Source organism: Propionivibrio sp. (assembly GCF_041441355.1).
Taxonomy (GTDB): Bacteria; Pseudomonadota; Gammaproteobacteria; order Burkholderiales; family Rhodocyclaceae; genus Propionivibrio.
Genome location: NZ_JASDTF010000006.1, coordinates 78,064 through 99,523, shown reverse-complemented (window position 1 = coordinate 99,523; position 21,460 = coordinate 78,064). Strand labels below are relative to the sequence as shown.

21 protein-coding genes and 1 tRNA gene are annotated in these 21,460 nt (G+C 63.2%); 11 read left to right on the top strand and 11 right to left on the bottom strand.

Annotated elements, in window-relative coordinates:
- Positions 1–4 precede the first annotated feature (4 nt).
- Entirely contained in the window at positions 5–271 is a 267-nt protein-coding gene (locus QMB55_RS02785; RefSeq protein WP_497587135.1) for an ABC transporter permease, read from the bottom strand.
- Positions 272–427: 156 nt separating this feature from the next.
- On the opposite strand from QMB55_RS02785, the gene QMB55_RS02780 reads away from it, so the two are divergent.
- On the top strand, positions 428–1,321 hold the full coding sequence (locus tag QMB55_RS02780; protein WP_497587134.1) for a LysR substrate-binding domain-containing protein: 894 nt from the start codon (positions 428–430) through the stop codon (positions 1,319–1,321).
- 85 nt (positions 1,322–1,406) lie between these two features.
- On the opposite strand, the gene QMB55_RS02775 is transcribed toward QMB55_RS02780, so the two are convergent.
- A tRNA-Arg gene (locus QMB55_RS02775) sits at positions 1,407–1,481 on the bottom strand.
- A 165-nt stretch (positions 1,482–1,646) separates the two neighbouring features.
- Here QMB55_RS02775 and QMB55_RS02770 point away from each other — a divergent pair.
- Together QMB55_RS02770 and QMB55_RS02765 are read left to right on the top strand one after the other, a co-directional pair.
- A complete protein-coding gene (locus QMB55_RS02770) occupies positions 1,647–3,680 on the top strand; it encodes a methyl-accepting chemotaxis protein (protein WP_497587133.1) in 2,034 nt (677 codons plus the stop codon).
- Positions 3,681–3,827: 147 nt separating this feature from the next.
- On the top strand, positions 3,828–5,753 hold the full coding sequence (locus QMB55_RS02765; RefSeq protein WP_497587132.1) for an ATP-binding cassette domain-containing protein: 1,926 nt from the start codon (positions 3,828–3,830) through the stop codon (positions 5,751–5,753).
- A 235-nt stretch (positions 5,754–5,988) separates the two neighbouring features.
- Here QMB55_RS02765 and QMB55_RS02760 read toward each other — a convergent pair whose 3' ends face one another.
- Complete coding sequence (locus QMB55_RS02760; protein ID WP_497587131.1) at positions 5,989–6,285, bottom strand: glutathione S-transferase N-terminal domain-containing protein; 297 nt, start codon at positions 6,283–6,285, stop codon at positions 5,989–5,991.
- Positions 6,286–6,460: 175 nt separating this feature from the next.
- Between QMB55_RS02760 and QMB55_RS02755 the strand changes: the two genes are divergently transcribed.
- Positions 6,461–7,360, top strand: coding sequence for a hypothetical protein (locus QMB55_RS02755; RefSeq protein ID WP_497587130.1), 900 nt, complete (start codon positions 6,461–6,463; stop codon positions 7,358–7,360).
- 77 nt (positions 7,361–7,437) lie between these two features.
- On the opposite strand, the gene QMB55_RS02750 is transcribed toward QMB55_RS02755, so the two are convergent.
- From QMB55_RS02750 to QMB55_RS02715, 8 genes are all read right to left on the bottom strand, one after another.
- Positions 7,438–8,349 (bottom strand): patatin-like phospholipase family protein, encoded by a 912-nt coding sequence (locus QMB55_RS02750; RefSeq protein ID WP_497587129.1) that lies wholly within the window; start codon positions 8,347–8,349, stop codon positions 7,438–7,440.
- Positions 8,350–8,397: 48 nt separating this feature from the next.
- Positions 8,398–9,297 (bottom strand): GIDE domain-containing protein, encoded by a 900-nt coding sequence (locus QMB55_RS02745; protein ID WP_497587128.1) that lies wholly within the window; start codon positions 9,295–9,297, stop codon positions 8,398–8,400.
- Positions 9,298–9,303: 6 nt separating this feature from the next.
- Positions 9,304–9,876, bottom strand: coding sequence for a LemA family protein (locus QMB55_RS02740; RefSeq protein ID WP_497587127.1), 573 nt, complete (start codon positions 9,874–9,876; stop codon positions 9,304–9,306).
- A gap of 31 nt (positions 9,877–9,907) precedes the next feature.
- Positions 9,908–10,774: an HDOD domain-containing protein gene (locus QMB55_RS02735; RefSeq protein WP_497587126.1), complete on the bottom strand. Its 867-nt coding sequence runs from the start codon at positions 10,772–10,774 to the stop codon at positions 9,908–9,910.
- Between the two features lie 99 nt (positions 10,775–10,873).
- A complete protein-coding gene (locus QMB55_RS02730) occupies positions 10,874–11,506 on the bottom strand; it encodes a response regulator transcription factor (RefSeq protein WP_497587125.1) in 633 nt (210 codons plus the stop codon).
- On the bottom strand, positions 11,503–13,485 hold the full coding sequence (locus QMB55_RS02725; protein WP_497587124.1) for a sensor histidine kinase: 1,983 nt from the start codon (positions 13,483–13,485) through the stop codon (positions 11,503–11,505). Before QMB55_RS02725 ends, QMB55_RS02730 begins: the two co-directional genes overlap by 4 nt.
- A gap of 4 nt (positions 13,486–13,489) precedes the next feature.
- Positions 13,490–13,924 (bottom strand): EamA family transporter, encoded by a 435-nt coding sequence (locus QMB55_RS02720; protein ID WP_497587123.1) that lies wholly within the window; start codon positions 13,922–13,924, stop codon positions 13,490–13,492.
- Between the two features lie 11 nt (positions 13,925–13,935).
- Positions 13,936–14,640 carry an aspartate/glutamate racemase family protein gene (locus tag QMB55_RS02715; RefSeq protein WP_497587122.1) on the bottom strand — a complete coding sequence of 235 codons (705 nt, stop codon included), beginning with the start codon at positions 14,638–14,640 and terminating at the stop codon, positions 13,936–13,938.
- Between the two features lie 285 nt (positions 14,641–14,925).
- Between QMB55_RS02715 and QMB55_RS02710 the strand changes: the two genes are divergently transcribed.
- The 7 genes from QMB55_RS02710 to QMB55_RS02680 all read left to right on the top strand — a co-directional run bounded on the left by QMB55_RS02710 (position 14,926) and on the right by QMB55_RS02680 (position 21,459).
- Positions 14,926–15,939, top strand: a complete 1,014-nt coding sequence (locus QMB55_RS02710) for a TRAP transporter substrate-binding protein (RefSeq protein WP_497587121.1) — start codon at positions 14,926–14,928, stop codon at positions 15,937–15,939.
- A 48-nt stretch (positions 15,940–15,987) separates the two neighbouring features.
- Complete coding sequence (locus tag QMB55_RS02705; RefSeq protein WP_497587120.1) at positions 15,988–16,704, top strand: TRAP transporter small permease; 717 nt, start codon at positions 15,988–15,990, stop codon at positions 16,702–16,704.
- Positions 16,701–17,984 carry a TRAP transporter large permease gene (locus tag QMB55_RS02700; protein ID WP_497587119.1) on the top strand — a complete coding sequence of 428 codons (1,284 nt, stop codon included), beginning with the start codon at positions 16,701–16,703 and terminating at the stop codon, positions 17,982–17,984. Before QMB55_RS02705 ends, QMB55_RS02700 begins: the two co-directional genes overlap by 4 nt.
- Positions 17,985–18,160: 176 nt before the next feature.
- Entirely contained in the window at positions 18,161–18,589 is a 429-nt protein-coding gene (gene ndk, locus QMB55_RS02695; protein ID WP_497587118.1) for a nucleoside-diphosphate kinase, read from the top strand.
- A gap of 25 nt (positions 18,590–18,614) precedes the next feature.
- On the top strand, positions 18,615–19,715 hold the full coding sequence (gene rlmN, locus QMB55_RS02690; RefSeq protein ID WP_497587117.1) for a dual-specificity RNA methyltransferase RlmN: 1,101 nt from the start codon (positions 18,615–18,617) through the stop codon (positions 19,713–19,715).
- Entirely contained in the window at positions 19,712–20,509 is a 798-nt protein-coding gene (gene pilW, locus QMB55_RS02685; protein WP_497587116.1) for a type IV pilus biogenesis/stability protein PilW, read from the top strand. Before rlmN ends, pilW begins: the two co-directional genes overlap by 4 nt.
- Positions 20,506–21,459: a RodZ domain-containing protein gene (locus QMB55_RS02680; RefSeq protein ID WP_497587115.1), complete on the top strand. Its 954-nt coding sequence runs from the start codon at positions 20,506–20,508 to the stop codon at positions 21,457–21,459. The genes pilW and QMB55_RS02680 overlap by 4 nt, the downstream gene beginning before the upstream one ends.
- The last annotated feature ends 1 nt before the right edge of the window (position 21,460 follow it).

Below are 21,460 nucleotides of genomic sequence, written 5' to 3'. Positions count from 1 at the left end.
ATGATCAGCAACAGGACTCTAATCCAAACCGATACTCAAAACGGGGGGACGTCGGCACACACAATGCCGCGGTACTTGCGGCTACAAACAGACTGGAGGCAAAGGCGCGGCGGAAACTTGGGTCCGCCATCACCTCTTCGTACCAGCGCGTGGTTAGCCCTTTCGGGAGCAGCGTGTTCAACCACAGGTCGCCGAACGAACCGATCACCAGCAACGCGATCGGCATCGCCAGATAGACAAGGTAACCGAGGGTGACCCAACGCAGTTTCATAACGCTCCGTGGACTTTTCTTTTCTCGCTGTGTGAGAGGGGTGCAGACACATGTCTTAGGATGCGTTTTCATTCTAGAGACGAAAGCGACGGGTTTGCGTGAATTCTTCTTTACAATGCTTGAGGTGATGGAAACCTTTTGTCTTGCTGTTCGATCATGAAAAGAACGACACCCACGATTGCCGAATTGCTTGCATTGGATGCCGTTGCACGGCATGGAAGCATTACGCACGCCGCAATTGCACTGTGCGTTTCCTTGAGTGCAGTGAGTAAACAAATTGCGGGCTTGGAAAGCTTTGTCGGTCAGCCCTTAATCAGGAAGAACGGGCGGGGCATTGCGCTGACCCCCGTGGGGCGCGAGTACTGGATGAAAATTTCGCCCTGCCTGCGAACGATTGAGTCCGCGACTTACGAGGCGCGATCGGTTGGTGTGGGGGCTGGTGTGCTGACGATTGCCAGCGTGCCCACGTTCTTGACGAAATGGCTAATTCCCCGGCTGGCCGCATTCCGCCGTCAATATCCTGATGTGACCTTCAGTTTTCGAAAGCATGTCGAGGTTAACGAGAACTTCCCCTCCGACATCGACGCCGCCATTCGCTACGGAGCCAGGGGGTGGCCAGACGTGCGAGCGGAGTACATCGCAGGACGCGACTTCGTGTGCGTCGGTTCGCCGAGCGTTCTGGGTTCGGGGGATGGCGGCGTCGACCATGATGCCATTGGCGGGCTCACCCTTTTGCACCATGAACAGGCGCCAGTGGCCTGGCCAGAATGGGCGCTGAAACACGGGGTGGACGAGGCGCGTGCCATTGCCGGACCGCGTTTTGCGCAATACTCGGCGCTCATACAGGCGGCGCTCAGCGGTCTTGGCCTTGGTTTGGTCCCCAGAATCCTTGTGGAGGATGAACTCGCGGAGGGGCGGCTGAAAATTCTTGGGGAAGCCCTCGAACTTGATCAGGGCCATTATTTTTGTTTCGTCGCAGACAAGCTTGACCGGCCCGTTTTTTCCGCTTTCCGTTCATGGCTGTTGCACGAAGGGCAGAGAAGCGTCTGAGGCGAGCGCGACGCAACACCTTAAATCGGCCACGATGAGATGAGATGGCACGGTATCGCGCCGTTGCTGACGGTTGAGTCTGCTTTGGCCTCCCCGACAGGAATCGAACCTGTATCGCACGCTTAGGAGGCGTGTGCACTATCCATTATGCTACGGAGAGCAGGCCAGGGCGGCATTGTAGCCTGATGCCGCGGGCGCGCCTAGACGGCGCTGGCGCGCCGGAACCGTGGCGATGGTCGAGGTGTCGGTTTGCGTTCCCGCGGTTCGGCGTCAATACTGATGAGAGTTCATCGCATTGCCGCGGCTTACCAATAAAGGGGACGTTATGCGTTTGCGCTACCTTCCGCTTGCTTCGCAGATCATTCTCGTCATATCGGTCTTCCTGTTTTGTGTCTTTCTGGCCCTGACCTGGGGCGTTCTGAGGCAGACGGAAAAATCCCTGATCGACGAAACCAGCCGTACCCTGGAGCAGGAGGCCAAGGTCATGGCCGGCACGCTGGATACCTTTTACGGTAACGTCGAAGAGCGTGCCGAACGGCAGTTGCGTCTGTTCACCCAATGGGTCGGCGGGGCGATCACGCCCGGTGGCGAAACCGTGCGCACGGGCGAAATCGATCTGCCGGCGATCCGCATCGGCGGCGAACTCATCAATGGGCGCGATAGCAAACTGGCGGCCTTCCGTGAGATGACGGGCGACGAGGCGGCGTTTCTGGCGATCAAGGACGGCAAGCTTTACCGCGCGGCGACCTTGCTCAAGCGCGACGGCAAGTCGATGTATGGCTCCCGCATTCCGGACGACGATCCGGTGGCCGAAGCAATCCTCAAAGGCCGCGATTATCGCGGCCTGACGATCCGCAACGGCGCGTACAACTTCAGCGTTGTCAAACAGCTGCGTGCGCCTGATGGCAAGGTGTATGGCGCGTTGTCGATGCGCATCGCGCTGGACAACGAACTGAAGGAGATCCGAACCCTCTTCAAGAGCTTCGTCTCGGGCAAGACGGGGTATGTCTATATCCTGCGTCCTCTGGGCAAGCCCGACATCGCCGAGTTCATCCTCCACCCGACGCGCCAGGGCAAAACCTTGCCCGAGAGCAATTTCCCCGAAAGCACGTTGCGCAGCCTGACCGAAATGGTTGAACGGCGCAACGGCGCAGAGCAGTACCTGTTGCCCGATGCCAACCAGCGTTTGCGCGAAAAACTGGTCAGCTACGCCAGCAGTTCGACCTGGGGCTGGATCGTCGCAACCGGCAGCTGGCGCGACGAGTACCTCGACTTGAGCGATCACCTGCGCAACCTGTTGGTCGTGTCCAGCGTCATCGCGGCCTTGCTCATCTGCCTCTTCGTCTTCTTCTTCGTGAGGCAGCGCTTGCGCGGGCTGCACGTGCTGGCGGGCGAGGTCGTGCGCCTCGGCGAGGGCGACCTGCAAGTGGATTTGCGCGCCGGCGACCGGACGAGCCGCAACGAGATCGACATCCTCCAGAACGCGCTGTTCGCCATGGCGCACAACACCCGCCAGCTGATCGGCGAGATCAATACAGTGGCCAAGCAGGTGCGCGAAGCCTCCGACGCCATGCATCAGCTGGCAGAGGAAGGCATCGACAATTCGGGTCGCCAGGCGCAGGCCGCCAACGGCATCGCCTCCAGCGTCGAGCAAGTGTCGTCGAGCATTGCCCAGGTGGCCGAAAACGCCGCGGCGGCGAGCGACATTTCGACCACCGCCAAGTCCTGTGCGGAGGAAGGCAAGCAGGTGGTCGAACGCACCGTGGGCGAGCTGGAGCGGGTGGCACAGGAGGTGACGCGCTCGGCCGACCTCGTCGATGCCTTGGGCGAGCGTTCGCGCCAGATCACCGGTGTCGTCAAGGTGATCCTGGAAATCGCCGACCAGACCAACCTGCTGGCGCTCAATGCGGCGATCGAGGCGGCACGGGCGGGCGAGTCGGGGCGCGGGTTCGCGGTCGTCGCCGACGAGGTGCGCAAGCTGGCCGAACGCACGGCGCAGTCGACCGGCGAGATTTCGACGACCATCGACGCCATCGTCGTCGAAACCGAGCGTGCGGTGCAGGGCATGCACATCCTGAGCGAGCGCATGGGCGAAGGGGTCGGCTCGGCGCGGACGGCAGGTGAAGTGCTGGCGACGATGGACGCCAACGCAGCGCTGACGCTCGACCGCATTCGCCAGATCGCCGAGAGCACGCGCGAGCAGAGCGCCGCCAGCGGCGAGATCGTGAACATGGTCGGGAAGATCGCCAGCGGCTCCGATGCCATCGCCCAGGCGGCCGGGCGCAACGCCGATCAGGCGCAGTCCTTGCAGCGCCTCTCGGGTGAATTGCAGAGCATGCTGGCGCGCTTCAAGGTATAGTCACGGCCGCGCGCCCTGCGCGCGCGCCGGCGCCTCGCCCTTGACGCAAGAGCGAGGATCGCGCGGAGGCGGTTCTAGCGCCCGGACTGCCTACGCCGCGCCCGCCCGGCGTTTTCGTGTCTTCCTCATGCCTTGCCCGGATCGTCCATGCCGCATCTCATCCTCTCCGACGCCTCGCTGGCCTTCGGCCACGTTCCTCTGCTCGACCATGCCGAATTCCAGCTCGACCCCGGCGAGCGTGTGGCCCTGATCGGGCGCAACGGTTGCGGTAAATCCTCGCTGTTGCGGGCTCTGGCGGGGCAGGGCGCGCTCGACGACGGCAGCGTCTGGCGCCAGTCGGGCATCCGCATGGGCTACGTGCCGCAGGAGCCGCCCTTCGATCCTGAGCTTTCGGTGTTCGAGGCCGTGGTCGCCGGGATGGGCGAAGTTTCCGCGCTCCTGGCCGAGTACCACGTCGTGTCGCACGCCATGGCCGAGCCCGGCGCCGACCAGGCGACGCTGCTCGACCGCCTGCACGCGCTGCAGGGCGAGCTGGAGGCGCGCCAGGCGTGGTCCTTCGAATCGCAGGCCGAGCGCGTCATCCAGCGGTTTTCGCTCGATCCCGACGCGCGCGTCGGTACGCTCTCGGGCGGGCAGAAGAAGCGCCTCGCGCTCGCGCAGGCGCTGGCGGTGACGCCCGACCTGCTCTTGCTCGACGAGCCGACCAACCACCTCGACATCGGCGCCATCGAGTGGTTGGAAGAACTCCTGATCGGCTCGCCGATGAGCATCGTCTTCATCACCCACGACCGGCGCTTCCTCGACCGTGTGTCGACGCGCATCGTCGAACTCGACCGCGGCCGGCTGCTCTCCTGCCCGGGCAACTTCAGCGCCTATCAGGCCAAGAAAGAACAGATCCTGCACGACGAGGCAGTGGCGAACGCCAAGTTCGACAAGTTTTTGGCGCAGGAAGAAGTGTGGATTCGCAAGGGCGTCGAAGCGCGGCGCACGCGCAACGAAGGCCGCGTGCTGCGCCTCGAACAACTGCGCCGCGAACGCGCCGCCCGCCGCGACCGGCAGGGCAAGGTCGAGCTGGCGCTCGATTCGGGCGAGAAGAGCGGCAAGCTCGTCGCCGAACTCAGCCACGTCAGCAAGAGCTTCGGCGACAAAGGCGTGGTGCGCGATTTTTCCTGCCGCCTGCAGCGGGGCGACAAGATCGGCCTGATCGGCCCCAACGGCGCCGGCAAGACGACCCTGTTGCGCCTGATCCTCGGCGAACTCGCCCCGGACGCCGGCACGGCGCGCCTCGGCACGCGCCTGCAGGTGGCCTACTTCGACCAGTTCCGCACCCAGCTCGACGAAGAGGCGGCGCTCGTTGACGTCATCTCGCCGGGTTCGGACTACGTCGAAATCGGCAACGAGAAGAAGCACGTCATCGGCTACCTCGGCGACTTCCTCTTCGCGCCGCAGCGCGCGCGTTCGCCGGTCAAATCGCTTTCCGGCGGCGAGCGTAACCGCCTCCTGCTGGCGCGCCTCTTCGCCCGCCCGGCCAACGTGCTGGTGCTCGACGAGCCGACCAACGACCTCGACATCGAGACCTTGGAACTGCTCGAACAGCTGCTGCAGGATTACCCCGGCACGCTCTTCCTGGTGAGCCACGACCGCGCCTTCCTCGACAACGTGGTGACGCAAACCATCGCCAGCGAAGGCGACGGCGTGTGGCGCGAATACGCCGGCGGCTACGAGGACTGGGCGCTCGCCAAGTCGCGCCAGGCCGCCGCGCAGGCCGACGAGGAGCGCGCCGCGAAACGTAATGGCAGTGAAAAACCCGCCACGCCGCCCGCCGCGAGCGAAAAGAAAGCCGAACGCGAAGGCGGCAAACGCAAGCTGAGCTTCAAGGAAACGCGCGAGCTCGCCGAGCTGCCGGGCAAGATCGCCGCGCTCGAGGACGAGCAAAAAGCCATCGCCGCCCGCCTCGAAGACCCCGCGCTCTACCAGGGCGCGCCGCTCGAAGCGCAGCAACTCTCCGAGCGGATGGCGGCGATCGACGAAGAGTTGCTGCTGCTGCTCGAGCGCTGGGCCGAACTGGAGTAGTTGGCAAAACGATCGCTGCCTGAACGAAGCCGAAGCGGATTTCCCCCGGCCGTTTAGGATCGGCCTGGAGAGCGCATGGAATGGCGTGTCTGGCAGGGCACGGCTGGAAGGGCGTCTGGATGTGCCTTCCAGGCCGGCTGTGGGGCGCATTGGACGGCGTTTGCGGGCGGTCGTTTCTGGCGTGTGCTCTAACCGCGGTTAGTGGCGTTCTGGGCCGCGTTACCGCCGGCCTCCGTTAAGCCATTGATCGCCCGCTGGTATGCGGGGCGCGCTTCGCCTCGGGTGACGTAGGCGGCAAGGTTCGGGTAATCGCGCCCGTTTCGAACAGCACGAGGCCGTCCTGCTCCAACGTGGGAATCTGCCCGAAAGGCTGGTGGGCGACGTGCGCCGGCGCCTTCATCGCCGAGAAGGAAAGCAAGCGGACTTCATGGGCTTGGCCGACCTCTTCCAAAGCCCAGCGGACACGGGTGTCGCGGGCAAGGCCTTTACCGCCATCGGGCGATCGCTCAAAAGCCGTCAGAATCATGCTCATCGTGAACTCCCCGTTGTCGCCGGGCATGGCCACGGCTCACGGGTAGACGGCAGCGATCCGGTCCGTGTTCCGCAGGTGGTGATGTTGAGGAGGGGCAGAGGCGGTTGTCGGCGGAAATGGCAAGGATTAGGATGCGCGGAAAGGTATATATGATCTCTGAGTACTAATCTACGCTATGTCATACGGATACATCGTTGCGCTCTTCGATATTCTTGGGTTCGAGCAGAGGCTGGCACGTCTTGGGCTACGAGAAATGCAGGCGCGCTATGAAGCCTTGATCAAAGTAGTCGACTACCGCAAGGAGCAAGCACAACGAGTTTTTGGCAATCTCGGCTTCAAGGAAGCTCCCTATTGGACGGCGGAAGGCGATGTGTTCACGTTCAATAAAGTGTATGGAGCGTACGCAAGTGACTCAATCTTGCTATGGGCAGATCGAACCTGGCCAGAAGCGCGCGGCGTCGAACTTGCTGTTTGCCGAGAGCGTGCGACCAATCCGGCCGATGGATGGATATACCATCCTATTCCTTGTGACAGCTTTCTAGATGTCTGCAATGACCTGATATGTCGGGGGCTGGAGGTTGGCCTTCCTCTGCGTGGTGCTATCGCTGTTGGCGAAGCTGTGCTCAATCCGGATCAGAATATTTTTCTTGGGCAGCCGATAGTTGAGGCTGCGAGGCTTGAGAATGGGCATCAGCTGATTGGAACGAGTTTTTGTATTTCAGGCATGAATCAATTGATCCCGCCTAGATTCACCCTTCAATTCAGCAGTTACATCAAAGAGAGTCATCGTCAGCGCTGGGGAGGCGCTATGCTGGACTGGCCTCGCCACTGGCGGAAAAGCAGAAAATCCGATCTCCGAAATGCGGTGCAAATGCTCGATACGGAGTCAGAACATTCTTCCTATTATCTGAATACCCTTGAGCTAATTGCGCACTCGGCACAACGCGCTGATCTCTTCGAGAGTCCTGAGGAAACCTCCATTCGGTCTCAGTATGAACAGTTTAAGTGGTCAAACGCCCAACTCTCACTCCCTGCGCGTGCGGTTCGTCGTGTGTCAGTTTCACCTATTGTTTGATTTTCTTGCACAGGCAATCAAACGACTTAACTTTGCGTGGCATCTGAATAAACCGGTGTAACGCCTGCATCAACTCCTCACCCCCCATTCCCCGCCTTCCTCAACGCCTCCCTGATCTGCGGCAGCGCTGCGAGGGCGGCGCGTTCGCCTTCGAGGATGGCGTCGTGGCGGGCGGTGAAGTCGGTTGCACCGACGTTGCCGACCTGCGGGCGGATCACCACGTCGGCGTCTTTCAGCTCGTAGCGGGCGAGGTTGCGGCCCATGATGGTGAAGGTCTGGAGCAGGATGTCGAAGGTGCCGCGCAGCGGCTGGTTGCCGGGGCGAGCGGAGATGTCGACGGCGATCACCACATCGGCGCCCATCTGGCGGGCATGGCGCACCGGGATCAGGCTGGAGAGACCACCGTCGACGTATTCACGGCCGCTGATCGACACCGGGCGGAAGACGCCAGGGACAGTGGCCGAGGCGCGCACGGCCTGGCCGGTGTTGCCGGTGCGAAAGAGGATGCCTTCGCCGCTGGCGAGGTCGGTGGCGACGACGCCGAAGGGCTTTTTCAGGCCTTCGAGCGGGCGCTGGCCGACGGCGTCGTTGATGAATTTCTGCAGCGCATCGCCTTTAAGCACGCCGCGGTCGGGCACCGACCAGTCGCTGATCTTCGTTTCGTCGAGGGTGTGCGCGAGTTTCTGCAGCGCGAAGCCGTCGTTGCCGGCGGCATAGAGCGCGCCGACCACGGCGCCGGCGCTGGTGCCGACCACGAGTTCGGGGACGATGCCTTGGGCTTCCAGCGTCTTGATCACGCCGACGTGGGCGAAGCCGCGCGCCGCGCCGCCGCCGAGGGCGAGGCCGATGCGCACGGGTTTGACGAGCTTGCTTTCGACGACCGGCGCTTCGCTTTTTCCGGGCAGGGCGGCGCAGCCGGCGAGGAGCAAGGGGGCGCAGAGCGCGATCCAGACGCTGCGGCGGAAGAGGGGGCGGGCGAACGTGGGCATGATGTCGGTGAGGAAAAGGCGTTCCGGCGGCTTACGCCGGCGCAGGGGTCAGTGAGGGAGGCGCCAGGCCCAAGGCAGGGCGGCGAGGGCGGCGAAGAACGAGGCCAGGTGGAAGAGCGACCAGACAAGGTAGCGGCGGGCGATCGCTCTGGGGTCGAGGTTGGAGATGAGGTAGAGCTGGCCGCTTTGGGGCAGGCGCAGGGTGTGGACGTCGTCCGCGGCGCGCGCTTCCTGGTGCTGGCGGGCGACTTCGCGGCGCGCGGCCTGGCGCGCGAGCAGCCATTCCTTTTCACTCAGCGTGCCGTCGTGGTCGAGGTCGAAGCGGCGCAACAGCTCGGGGCGGTTTTTCTTCCACTCGGCCAGCAGCAGGCCGAGGTCGCGGTTGGCGTCGAAGTCCTGCGCGGCGCCGCCCAGGGTGCGGAAGTCGCCGAGGGCGTAGAGCGGGTCGTCGGGCTTTAAGGCCCATTCGGTCTTGCGGTAGCCGTTCTCCTGCCAGGTGCGCTGGTGCTGGGTGAGGATCTCGGCGCCGTCCGGGTCGATCACGCACCGGCCGCTGCCGTCTTCGAGGATGAAGGGCACGTCGCTTTCGCCACTGTCGATGGTCTGCCATTTGTTCTGCCCGGTCCGTTCCTCGATCTGGAAGCGGTACCACAGGCAGGGGGCTTGCGTCAGCGGTGCGTAGAGCGGCGGATCGTCGAGCGCGCGGCCTTGCCCGGAAAGCTCGACGTAGCCTTGCGCCGCCGAGGCGATGCGCGAGGTCGGGGTGTCGGTGATGGCGCGCCGACGGCGGAAGGTCGAGGTCCAGGCGATGAGGCCGATCACCGCCAGCAGGCCGAGCGAGACGAGCCAGCCGGTGCGGGTTTCGCTTTTGATGCCGATCGCCAGCACGAGCAGCTGGGCGCCCGAGGTGATGAACTGCCCGTACTCCCGGCGCAGCCGGATCAGCATGAGGGTTTAACCGAACAGTTGCTTGAGGTCGACGTCGGCCTTTTCGGCTTGCGAGAATTCGAGCAGCGGCTTCTCGTCGAAGCCGAAGGCGCGGGCGATGAAAGCGTCGGGGAATTGCTCGATGCGCACGTTGTTGAGATTGACGGCCTCGTTGTAGAGCTCGCGCCGGTCGGCGATGCCGTTTTCCAGGCTGCTGATGCGCTGCTGCAACTGCATGAAGTGCTCGTTGCTCTTGAGTTCGGGATAGGCTTCGGCGACCGCGAACAGGCGCCCCAGGCCGGCGCGCAGCGCGCCTTCGGCGTTGCCCAGAGCGCCGATGTCCTGGGCTTCGCGCGCCGTCTGCACCTGGGCGCGGGCTTCGATCACGCGCTGCAGCGTGGTCTGTTCGAACTCCTTGTATTGCTTGCAGACTTCAACGAGCTTGGGCAACTCGTCGTGGCGCTGCTTGAGCAGCACGTCGATGTTGGCCCAAGCCTTGGCGACGCCGTGCTTGAGGGTGACCAGCCCGTTGTAGAGCATGACGCCATAAACGAGGACGACGGCGATCAGTCCGAAGAAGAGGAGGCTGCCGATGGACATGGAAGTTCCTTTGTGGGCGATGACGGATGGATCAGTCCTGCGCGGGGTTGCCCTGCGGTGCAAGGTAGTTCAGGGCGATGGCCTCGGGAACGTTGAGGCGCTGGAGCAGAACGTCGCGGTCGATGTGCAGGAGTTTCTCGATGCCGCGGAAGTCCTCCGGCAGCCCCGGGTTCTCCCAGTTCTCGGCCGAATGGCGGGCGAGATTGACGGCCAGGACGACGTTGCGTACGCGCGGATGCTCGCTTTGCGCATCGTCCATGAGGGTCTTGAGCAGTTCGGGCAGGTGCCAGGCTTCGCACAGGGCCAGTTGCAGGTCGGCGAGGCGGATACCGAGCACGTCTTCCTGCGCGATGGCGCTGCGCAGCGTCGGGTCGAGTTGCTGGCGGCGACGGATTTCGAGCGCCTGTTGCGGCGCGAAGCACCACAGCAGGATTTCGGCGAGGTCGTGCAGCAGGGCGGCCAGCGCGACTTCCTCGACGTTCATGTCCAGCCGCTCGAAGGCCCAGTCGTGCGCGTAGCGCGCGGCACGCTGCATGCGGCGGATGACGTGCAGGACGCCGAGCAGGGCCTGCGGTTGGCCACCGAGGGTGTTCTCGATGGTGTTCAGTGACCCGAAACGGGTGAAGAAGGGCTCGATGCCGAGCATCATGATCGCGTTGGCGATGGTCGTGATGTCGGTGCGCAGGTGCTTGCCGCGCAGGGATTGGATGAAGGAGAGGACGCGGATGGCCAGCAACGGGTCCTGGAGGACGATGTCCGCGATCTCGCGGCCGCCGATGCGGTCGATGTTCTGCTGAGCGTCTTCGAGCCGACGCACGGTCTGACGCAGGACCGGGAGTTCGGCCTCGCTGAGGTAGCGCACCCAGACGTTCAGGTCGGGCAGGGGCTTGCTGAGCATGTCGATCTGAGTTTGTGCTTGAGATTTGTCGGCTAATTCTATGATTTTTTGGTGTCCTTCTTCCAGCCAGAATACGCTGGCAGGGCGGCTTGAGCAAGCTTAGCCGCGGTTTTTTCCTTCGCTCGCCGAAACAATGCGGGCCAGCTCGACCGCCGTGCGCACGCCCATCTTCTCGAAAACGCTGGAGCGATGCACCTCGACGGTACGGATGCTGATCTGCAGCTCGTCGGCGATGTTCTTGTTGAGCTTGCCCTGCAGGACGAGGTCCATGACCTGGCGTTCGCGCGTGCTCAGACGTTCGCTGCGGCGCTTGAAGGAATCGGCGTGGGCGGCATCGACGCGCTGCTCGGCATCGAGGCGCAGGGCTTCGAGGACGCGGTCGACGAGCTCGTTGTCGTTGCACGGTTTCTCGACGAAGTCGTAGGCGCCGTTCTTGAGCGCGGCGACGGCCATCGGGACGTCGCCGTGCCCGGTGAGGAAAATCACCGGCAAGGTGTTTCCGCGTTCCCGGAGCAGGTCGAAGAGTTCGTTGCCGCTCATCCCCGACATGCGCATGTCGAGCAGGATGCAGCCGCAGAGTTCTGGGCTCCAGTGGGCGAGGAAATCCTCGGCCGAGGCGAAGCTCTGCTGGGAGACGCCGCGGGTCTTGAACAGCCAGCCGAGGGCGTCGCGGATGGCGTCGTCGTCGTCGACGATGTAGACGTGAGGGGCGTGGGAAGCGTGTGGCGTCATGGCACGTGTTTCGGAAGGACGATGATGAAGATGGCGCCGCCCTCGGGATTGTCCTCGGCCCACAAACGGCCGTGGTGGAATTCGATGATCGAGCGGCAGATGTTGAGTCCCATGCCCATCCCCGTCACCTTGGTGGTGAAGAAGGGCGAGAAGAGCTGTTCCCTGACCGCGGGCGCGATGCCGCAGCCCCGGTCGCTGATGCGCAGCTGATAGTGTTCTTCGGTGGCGGACAGGTCGATGCGCAGCACGCGGCGGTTGACCGGGGCCGCGGCCATGGCTTCGATGCCGTTGCGCAAGACGTTGAGCAGAACCTGCTCGAGCATGCCCGAGTCGGCGATGAGTTCGGTCGAGGTGCTGGCGATGCAGCACTCGATGCGCACGCCCTGCTGGCGGGCGGCGGGCTCGATGAAGCCGATGCTCTCGTCGATGACGGTGGCCAGGTCGCAAGGGGCGAGCTTGGGTTCGCTCTTGCGCACAAAGTCATGCACCCGGCGGATGATGCGCCCGGCGCGTTGCGCTTGCTGGCAGAGCTTTTCGAGCGTGGCCTGGATGTCTTCGGACGAGGTGGTGCCGGCGGCGAGCATGTTCTGGCAGCCAGTCGCGTAGCTGGTGATCGCCGCCAGCGGCTGGTTGAGCTCGTGCGCCAACGTTGAGGCCATTTCGCCCATGGTCACGAGGCGCGAGGTGTGTTGCAGCTTCTCCTGCTGTTTGCGGGCGATTTCCTCGATTTCCTTGCGCACCGTGACGTCGACCACCGAGGCCATCCAGCCGGTGTGCTTGCCGTCGGCGTCGATCAGCGGGGCTTCGTAGATCAGGGCGTCGAAGCGGGTGCCGTCCTTGCGCATGAAGCGCAGTTCGAAGCCTTCCTGTGGCGCCTCGCCGCGGATGACGGCGTTGTGCATCTCCTGCGCATGGTCGAGCGCCTCCGGGGCCCAGTACGGCATCGGTGGCACGGCGCGCATCAGCTCCTGTTCGCTGAAGCCGACCATCTTGCAGAACGCCGGATTGGCGTAGGTGAGGCGGCCTTCGAGGTCGCGCGCGCGCATGCCGACGGTCAGCGAATCTTCCATCGCCTTGCGGAAGGCGTGCTCGCTGCGCAAGGCCTGCTCGGCCGCGAGGCGGCGCTCGATGTGGCGGCGCATGGCCCACAGGCTGGCGAGCACGGCGGCGCCAAGGAGGACGATCAGTGCGGTGATCAGCTTTTGCGCCAGCGTGCCCGTGGTGCGGTAGGAGAGCAGTTGCAGCACCAGACCATAACCCGGCGGGTCGAAGGGAATGATGTAGCTGCTGGTGGTCGGCGCGCTGGTGATCTTGGATTTGCTCGCCAGGACGTTGCCGTTGCCGTCGAGGATGCGTACCTGGTACTTCTCGGCAAACCACCACGGCACGAGCTGTTTGAGCACCGCGTTGAACGAGTAGACGGCGACCAGCGTGCCCCTGTGGCGGGGGCCGTCGAAGATCGGGTAGTAGTACTCGAACTGGGTGACGTCGCCGATGCGGTAGGCGTCGGTGTAGTAGGACTTGCCCATCTTCTGGGCGATCTCGGCGGCCCGGGCCTGGAGTTCGGCGTAGCGCTCGTCGGTGCCGAGGTTGGGCAGACGCCAGCCCGGGACGGCGTTGATCAGCTGCAGCTTCTCGTCCAGCCACAGCAGTTGCACGATCTCCGGGTCGGCCTTGATGAGGTGTTTGGCGCGCAGCTCGAAGAGTGTGCGCTGGCCGTGATTGGAGGCAAGATCGTGCGCCAGTTGCTCGATCTGCTCGGCGTTGCCTTCGAGGCGGAAGTTGAAGCTCTGCTCGAGCCAGAGCGCGTCGGCGATCAGCGTCGAACGCTGTTCGTCGGCCTCATGCTGACGCAGCAGCCAGAGCAGGGTGATGAGCAGCGAGAGCAGGAGCAGGACGGCGAACTTGAGGCCGGTCAGGTACCAGTTGGGCCACTTGAGCGGTGCCGGGGCCTGGAGTGGATGATGGGCTTGGCTCATGCGTTCAGCGCCGGATGGCCAGGACGAGCACCCCGGCGGCGACCAGGGCGATGCCTGCCCATTCCCGCAACGAAGGGCGCTCGCCCAGGAAAACGAAGGCGAAGATCGCCACCAGGACAAGGCTGAATTTGTCGACTGGAGCGACCTTGGCGGCATCGCCGATCTGCAGCGCCCGGAAATAACAGACCCAGGAAGCGCCGGTGGCCAGCCCGGAGAGGGTGAGGAAGAGCCAGGTCTTGCCCGGCAGGGCGCGCGGGTCGCTCCATTGGCCGGTCGCGGCGACGAAGGTGCCGAGCACGACGAGGATGATCAGTGTCCGGATCAGGGTGGCGAAGTCGGCATTGACGCCCTGGATGCCGATCTTGGCGAAAATGGCGGTCAACGCGGCGAAGACCGCCGAGAGGACGGCCCACACGAACCAGGTCTCGGCGGAAGACATCCGGGCGGCCTTCAGGCGCACACTTGGTCGAGCGAGAACGCGACCGCGGCGCGGGCGTGCAGCTCGGTGGTGTCGAAGCTCGGCAGCGTGCAGTCGCCGGGCTGGAGCAGCAGGGGCAGTTCGGTGCAGCCGAGCACCACCCCTTGGGCGCCTTGCGCGGCGAGCCGGTCGACGATCGCCAGTAATTCGGCGCGCGAGCTGTCGAGCAGGCGGCCAAGGCAAAGCTCGTCGTAGATGATGGCATGCACCCGCGCCCGGTCGGCGGCATCGGGGATGGTCGTGGCGATACCGTGGCGTTCGCGCAGGCGGTCGCGGTAGAACGCTTCCTCCATCGTGAAGCGCGTGCCGAGCAGGCCGATGCGCTGAAGGCCGGCGGCGCGGATCGCGTCGCCGGTGGTGTCGGCGATGTGCAGCAGGGGCACGCCGGCGCCCGTCTCGACGGCGTCGGCAACCTTGTGCATGGTGTTGGTGCAGATCAACAGGCACTCGGCGCCGGCCGCGCGCAAGGCCCTTCCTGCATCGGTCAACTGCCGGCCGGCTTCATCCCAGTCGCCGCGGCGCTGCAGCGCTTCGATGGTATGGAAATCGACGCTGTAGAGCACCAGGCGGGCCGAGTGCAGGCCGCCCAAGCGTTCCTTGACCAGGGTGTTGATGCGTTGATAGTAGGTGAGCGAGGATTCCCAGCTCATGCCACCGATCAGGCCGACGGTTCTCATTGTTGTCCCTCCCCTGGGGGGCGCGATGCCTCGCGCCAGCGCCCGTGAAACATGGTTTTTTCTCGATTATGCCCGTTTGCGCGGCCCTGGGTAAGGGCGGTGGCCGCACGCGGCGCGCAAAAAAAGGCGCAGAACGACAGGCGCTGATCGTAAAAGTTCGATTTTATTAATCGTAATTTATTACGGCTTTCCACAATGGAAGTTGGCTTCGGCTTTGTCGATAGTGGAGTGGCGCCCTGGCCGTTTGGGCTGCGTCTCTGTCACGCTTATTGAGGAGGTCTGGGTATGACGATGCGTAAATTCATGGTCGGGGTGCTGGCTCTGGCACTGTCCGGCGTTCCCCTGTTCGCGGCGGCGCAACAGCCGACCGTCATCAAGTTCAGCCATGTCGTGGCGGTCGATACGCCGAAAGGGAAGGCGGCTGAGTTCTTCGCCAAGCGCGCCGGCGAATTGACCAAGGGGGCGGTGAAGGTCGAGGTCTATGCCAATTCGACCTTGTACAAAGACAAGGAGGAAATGGAGGCCTTGCAGCTCGGCGCGGTACAGATGCTGGCGCCTTCGCTGGCCAAGTTCGGGCCGCTCGGGGTCAAGGAATTCGAGGCTTTCGACCTGCCGTACATCTTCGACGACACCAACGAACTGCATAAAGTGACGCAGGGCGCCCTGGGCATGGCCTTGCTGGCGAAACTCGAACCCAAGGGGATCAAGGGGCTGGCGTACTGGGACAACGGCTTCAAGTCGTTCTCGGCCAACAAGCCGCTGCGCACGCCGACGGATTTCCGTGGGCTGAAGATGCGCATCCAGTCGTCCAAGGTGCTTGAGTCGCAGATGCGTTCGCTCGGCGCCTTGCCGCAGGTGATGGCGTTTTCGGAGGTTTATCAGGCGCTGCAGACCGGCGTGGTCGATGGGACGGAGAATCCGCATTCCAACCTCTACACCCAGAAGATGTACGAGGTGCAGAAGTACGTCACGCTCTCCAACCACGGCTACCTCGGCTATGCCGTGATCACCAACAAGAAGTTCTGGGACAGTCTTTCGTCGGACGTTCGTAGCCAGCTCGAACAGGCGATGAAAGAGGCGACCGACTACGCCAACAAGATCGCCCAGGAGGAAAACGACCAGGCACTCGAGAAAGTGCGCGCTTCGGGCAAGACCCAGATCTACACCCCGACCGCCGAGGAGCGCGCCGGCCTCAAGAAGGCGATGCTCAAGACGCACGGCGACATGGCTTCGCGCATCGGCAAGGAAACCATCGACGCGATCTACAAGGTGACCGGCTTCAATCCCGCCGCGCAATAAGCGCGCCGACCGGAGCGAGAAATCGCTCCGGTCCTTTTGGAGGGGCTCATGAAAATACTCGATCGTCTTGAGGAGTGGCTGGTGACGCTGCTCATGGGGGGGGCGACGGTGATCGTCTTCGTGGCCGTCATGCACCGTTACTTCGCGGGCGTGGCGATCCCCGGGCTGCAGGACTGGCTGCTCGGGCTCAACTTCGGCTGGACGCAGGAACTGTGCATCATCATGTTCGTGTGGATGGCCAAGTTTGGCGCTGCCTACGGTGTGCGGACCGGCATCCACGTCGGCGTCGATGTGCTGATCAACCGGCTCGAAACGCCGATGCGCGCCAAATTCATCGTCTTCGGGTTGTTCTGCGGCGCCTTGTTCACCGGCGTTATTGCTACGCTGGGCGCGACCTTCGTTTGGGATAACGGCCTGCACTACGCCAGTTTCCACGCCTTGGGGCTGCCGACGGGGGATGTGCCCGAAGGGCCGACGACGCCCGACCTCGAGTGGCCAACCTGGATCGTCTATAGCGCGATCCCGCTGGGTTCGGCGTTGATGTGCTTCCGTTTCCTGCAGGTGGCCTTTGACTTCCTGAAAACCGGCGAGCTGCCGCACCATGACCACGGCCACGTCGATGGCATCGAGAACGAAGACGGTGCAAAAGCGCACATCGTCGCCAATCCGTATGCCATGACCGACAACCTGCATTATCGTGACACGCGGGATCAAGACGGTCCGGCGGACAAGGACGGCAACGGGCACACGGGAGAGAAGCCATGAACGCCGCCATCATTTTCTGCATCCTGTTGGCGCTGATGCTGACCGGCATGCCGATCTCGATTTCGCTCGGCTTGACGGTGCTCAGTTTCATTTTTCTCTTCACCCACGTGCCGCTCGAATCGGTGGCGCTCAAACTGTTCACCGGGATCGAGAAGTTCGAGATCATGGCCATACCGTTCTTCATCCTGGCCGGCAACTTCCTGACCCACGGCGGGGTGGCGCGACGAATGATCCGGTTTGCCACCGACATGGTCGGGCACTGGCATGGCGGCCTGGGGCTGGCGGGGGTCATGGCCTGCGCGCTGTTTGCCGCGGTTTCCGGCTCCAGCCCGGCGACGGTGGTAGCGATCGGTTCCATCCTCCTGCCGGCGATGGTCAAGGCGGGCTATCCGAACCGCTTCGGCGCCGGGGTGATCACCACCTCGGGGGCGCTCGGCATCCTGATCCCGCCGTCGATCGTGATGGTCATGTACTCGGTGGCGACCAACACTTCGGTCGGTGCGCTGTTCATGGCCGGCGTCCTGCCCGGTCTTGGGCTCGCGGCGGTGCTCGGCGGGGTGACCTGGTACCGGGCGCGCAAGTACGACTATCCGCGCATGCCCAAGGCTGATTTCGCGGCGCGCTGGAAAAGCTTCCGCGAGTCGGTCTGGGGGCTGTTCCTGATCTTCGTCGTTATGGGCGGCATCTATTCGGGGATTTTTACCCCGACCGAGGCGGCGGCGATGAGTGCGGTGTATGCCTTCATTGTCGCGGTCTTCGTCTATAAGGACATGTCGCTCAAGGACGTGCCGAAGGTGCTGCTCAACTCGGCCAACATGTCGGCGATGCTGCTCTACATCATCACTAACGCCGTGCTCTTCTCGTTCATCATGACTAACGAGAATATTCCCCAGGCACTCGCTGAGTGGCTGCTGGGCAACGGGCTCGGCGTCGTGGCCTTCCTGCTGGCGGTGAACGTGATCCTGCTGCTGGCCGGGAATTTCATGGAGCCGTCGTCGATCGTGCTCATCTTCGCGCCCATCCTCTTCCCGGTGGCCATGAAGCTGGGTATCGACCCCGTGCATTTCGGGATCATCATGGTGGTCAACATGGAAGTCGGCATGTGCCATCCGCCGGTCGGGCTTAACCTGTACGTCGCGTCGGGAATCACCAAGATGGGGATCACCGACCTGACCGTCGCGGTCTGGCCCTGGTTGTTGTCAATGCTCGGCTTCCTGGTCGTGGTGACCTATTGGCCCGGGCTTTCGATCTGGTTGCCCAAGACCCTGGGCATGATGTAAGCCCTGCGCAGGCAGGGTTGGTGGCGCGTCGAGGGAAACCTCGGCGCGCTTTTTCTTGTCGGAGGCACGCCGCGTGGGTCGGCAAGCGATGCCATCTGTTGGTACAATAATAAGTTAGGCGTGCAATTGCCTGTTTTGTCGCGGTTTTCCTTTTTTATTTTTTGGAGCATTGATACATGGCTGTCGAAAGAACCTTGTCCATCATCAAGCCCGATGCCGTGGCGAAGGATGTAATTGGCAAGATTTACTCCCGTTTCGAAACCAACGGGCTCAAGGTGGTTGCCGCCAAAATGGCGTGGTTGTCGCCGCAAGAAGCCGGGACGTTCTACGGGGTGCATCGGGAACGGCCGTTCTTCGAGGGGCTGGTGCGCTTCATGACTTCGGGCCCGGTGATGATCCAGGTGCTCGAAGGCGAAGGGGCGATCGCGCGTCATCGCGAACTGATGGGCGCCACCGATCCGCAGAAGGCGGCGCCGGGAACGATCCGCGCTGATTTCGCCGAATCGGTGCAGTGCAACGCCGTGCATGGTTCGGACGGGCCGGAAACGGCGCGCGCCGAAGTCGCTTTTTTCTTTCCTGAAATGAACGTCTATACGGGACGTTGATGGTGTGTAGGGTGCAGGTTCTTCAATGACGGTCAATTTGCTGGATTTCGATGCCGACGGGCTGACGGCCTTTTTCGCCGAGCATGGCGAAAAGCCATTCCGGGCGCGGCAACTGCTGCGCTGGATGCATCGTTTCGGTGAATCGGATTTCGCTGCCATGACCGACATGGCCAAGAGCCTGCGCGAAAAACTGTCGCAGATGGCCGAGATCGCGCCGCCGGCGCTGATCTCGGACCGTCTTTCCGACGATGGGACGCGCAAGTTCCTGTTCGACGTCGGCAACGGTAATGCCATCGAAACCGTTTTCATCCCGGAGGACGATCGCGGCACGCTGTGTGTCTCAACCCAGGCCGGGTGTGCGCTCGATTGCGCCTTTTGTTCGACCGGCAAGCAGGGCTTTAACCGCAACCTGAACGTGTCCGAAATCATCGGCCAGCTCTGGCGCGCCAATCGCGCGCTCGGCGTCGATCCGCGCGGCGAGCGCATCATCAGCAACGTGGTGATGATGGGCATGGGCGAGCCGCTGGCCAATTTCGACAACGCCGTGGCCGCGTTGCGCCTGATGCTCGACGACAACGCCTACGGGCTTTCGCGGCGGCGCGTGACGGTGTCGACCTCGGGCCTCGTGCCGGCGATGGATCGCCTGTCGGAGGAATGTCCGGTGGCGCTGGCCGTTTCGTTGCACGCCCCGAACGACGCCTTGCGCGACGTGCTCGTTCCGATCAACCAGAAGTACCCGCTGCGCGAACTGATGGCGGCCTGCCGGCGTTATTTGCCAAGAGCGCCGCGTGATTTCGTGACCTTCGAGTACGTGATGCTCGACGGGGTTAACGACAGCGAGCACGACGCTCGCGAGCTGCTGGCGTTGACGCGCGATGTACCGTGCAAATTCAACCTGATTCCTTTCAATCCATTCCCGGGGACGCCGTACAAGCGTTCGCCGACGCCGCGCATCCGTCAGTTTTCGGAAATCCTGATGGCGGCCGGCATCGTCACGACCACGCGCAAGACGCGCGGCGATGACATCGATGCAGCCTGCGGCCAACTGGCCGGCCAGGTGAAGGACAAGACACGGCGGATCGAGCGCCGGACGATCAATGTCTATAAAAAAACGGGGGACGCATGAACGTGATGGGTTGGAGGTCGCTCCTGATTCCGGTGCTCTGCGCCGGGTTTCTGTTTTCGTCCACGGTACAGGCGCAAAGCACCGAGCCACAGCCCGAACAGCTGCGCTCGGCGAAGCCGAAGGACGTTCACACCCGAGCCAAATTGCGCACCGAACTGGCTGCGCTGTATTTCCAGGCGCAGGAATACATCGTCGCACTCGAAGAGCTGACGCTCGCCCTTTCGGTCAATCCCGATTATGCGCCGGCTTACAGCCTGCGCGGGCTGGTGCTCTTCAACCTCAAGGAGTTCTCCTCGGCCGAAGGCGATTTCAAGCGTGCGCTGAGCCTGGACGACAAAAATCCGGAAATCAACAACAACTACGGATGGTTCCTTTGCCAGACCGGGCGGGTCAAGGAGTCGATTGACTACTTTCAGCGGGCAATCCGCAATCCGCTCTATCGGACGCCGGAGATCGCCTGGATCAACCTGGGGGCGTGTTATCTTAAGGCGAACGATCTGGATGCGGCGGATGACGCCTTGCGTCGCGTCCTGCGCTTCTCGCCCGACAATCCGCAGGCCCTCTACAACCTGGCCCAGGTGGCTTATAAGCGCGGCAATTACGATGCCGCCAAGATGCATTTGATGAGCGTCGTGAAACGGGTCGATCCGAATGCCGAGATGTTGTGGCTGATGACCCGAATCGATCGGCGCTTGGGAGATCGGATGTCGGAAGCGAGTTTCGCCGCGCAACTGCGGCGCAAATTCCCCGACTCGCCCGAATATCAGGAACTGCTTAAGGGAAATTACGAATGAACGGGGAGATAACCCGCGCGGCAGAGACCCTCAGGGAGGAGGGTTTGCCGGAAGCGAACGCGTCGTCGGCCGAAGCCGAACACGCCGCGTCGGCGGTGGCCGGCGTGGGCATGCATCTGAAGCATGCCCGCGAAGCGAAGAAGATGAGCGTGGTGGACGTCGGGCGCATGCTCAAGCTGAGTGCGCGCCAGGTCGAGGCTTTGGAGGCTGACGACTGGTCGAGTCTGCCGTGCACGACGATCATTCGCGGTTTCGTGCGCAATTACGCCCGCCTGGTCGAGATCGATCCGCAGCCGCTGATGCTGGCGCTTGACCGTACGTCGCTGCCGGAGGCGCCGCAGCTTGATCTGCCGTCCGGTACACCGGTGCGGATGGATGAAGAGAAGCGCGTCGATCGGCGTGACCTGACGCGCATCGTCGCCGGTGGCGTGGTGCTGGCAGGGGCCTTGGCGGCGTACTATCTGGTGCCGCAGGACTGGCTGCAGACGACCTTGGAAACGTTTAAAGCGGCCACCCAGTCCAAGCCCGAAATTGTCGAACCTGCCGTCCGGGGAAAGGAATCCAACGCCGTGCCCGAGCCTGCGCCGACGGCGACCGCCGCACTGCAAGGCAAGGTTGAGCCGGTCGAGCCCGTCAACGTGTCGCCGGTTCCGGAAGCCGCCCCGGCCAAGGCGGTTGAGGCGCCGGCTCGGAGCGCAGGGGGCGTGCCAGCGGCGAACGTGCTGCGGTTTGCTTTTACGCAACCGTCTTGGGTCGAGGTGCGCGACAAGAGCGGCAACATCGTTTTTTCCCAGCTCAATCCGGGCGGGACGCAGAAAGAGGTCGAGGGGACGCCGCCCTTTGCGGTGGTGATCGGCAATGCCGCCCATGTCACCTTGACCTACCAGGGGCAGAGCATCGACATCTCCAAGCGCAGCAAGGACGATGTGGCGCGTCTGACTGTCGAGTGAT

Coding starts and splice junctions, on each gene's coding strand:
- QMB55_RS02740 (WP_497587127.1), bottom strand. CDS start 9,876: ATGTCCATCGGCAGCCTCCTCTTCTTCGGACTGATCGCCGTCGTCCTC.
- pilW (WP_497587116.1), top strand. CDS start 19,712: ATGAACGTGATGGGTTGGAGGTCGCTCCTGATTCCGGTGCTCTGCGCC.
- QMB55_RS02725 (WP_497587124.1), bottom strand. CDS start 13,485: ATGAGCCAAGCCCATCATCCACTCCAGGCCCCGGCACCGCTCAAGTGG.
- QMB55_RS02780 (WP_497587134.1), top strand. CDS start 428: ATGAAAAGAACGACACCCACGATTGCCGAATTGCTTGCATTGGATGCC.
- QMB55_RS02770 (WP_497587133.1), top strand. CDS start 1,647: ATGCGTTTGCGCTACCTTCCGCTTGCTTCGCAGATCATTCTCGTCATA.
- ndk (WP_497587118.1), top strand. CDS start 18,161: ATGGCTGTCGAAAGAACCTTGTCCATCATCAAGCCCGATGCCGTGGCG.
- QMB55_RS02730 (WP_497587125.1), bottom strand. CDS start 11,506: ATGACGCCACACGCTTCCCACGCCCCTCACGTCTACATCGTCGACGAC.
- QMB55_RS02720 (WP_497587123.1), bottom strand. CDS start 13,924: ATGTCTTCCGCCGAGACCTGGTTCGTGTGGGCCGTCCTCTCGGCGGTC.
- rlmN (WP_497587117.1), top strand. CDS start 18,615: ATGACGGTCAATTTGCTGGATTTCGATGCCGACGGGCTGACGGCCTTT.
- QMB55_RS02705 (WP_497587120.1), top strand. CDS start 15,988: ATGAAAATACTCGATCGTCTTGAGGAGTGGCTGGTGACGCTGCTCATG.
- QMB55_RS02715 (WP_497587122.1), bottom strand. CDS start 14,640: ATGAGAACCGTCGGCCTGATCGGTGGCATGAGCTGGGAATCCTCGCTC.
- QMB55_RS02700 (WP_497587119.1), top strand. CDS start 16,701: ATGAACGCCGCCATCATTTTCTGCATCCTGTTGGCGCTGATGCTGACC.
- QMB55_RS02735 (WP_497587126.1), bottom strand. CDS start 10,774: ATGCTCAGCAAGCCCCTGCCCGACCTGAACGTCTGGGTGCGCTACCTC.
- QMB55_RS02755 (WP_497587130.1), top strand. CDS start 6,461: ATGTCATACGGATACATCGTTGCGCTCTTCGATATTCTTGGGTTCGAG.
- QMB55_RS02765 (WP_497587132.1), top strand. CDS start 3,828: ATGCCGCATCTCATCCTCTCCGACGCCTCGCTGGCCTTCGGCCACGTT.
- QMB55_RS02745 (WP_497587128.1), bottom strand. CDS start 9,297: ATGCTGATCCGGCTGCGCCGGGAGTACGGGCAGTTCATCACCTCGGGC.
- QMB55_RS02710 (WP_497587121.1), top strand. CDS start 14,926: ATGACGATGCGTAAATTCATGGTCGGGGTGCTGGCTCTGGCACTGTCC.
- QMB55_RS02680 (WP_497587115.1), top strand. CDS start 20,506: ATGAACGGGGAGATAACCCGCGCGGCAGAGACCCTCAGGGAGGAGGGT.
- QMB55_RS02750 (WP_497587129.1), bottom strand. CDS start 8,349: ATGCCCACGTTCGCCCGCCCCCTCTTCCGCCGCAGCGTCTGGATCGCG.
- QMB55_RS02760 (WP_497587131.1), bottom strand. CDS start 6,285: ATGAGCATGATTCTGACGGCTTTTGAGCGATCGCCCGATGGCGGTAAA.
- QMB55_RS02785 (WP_497587135.1), bottom strand. CDS start 271: ATGAAACTGCGTTGGGTCACCCTCGGTTACCTTGTCTATCTGGCGATG.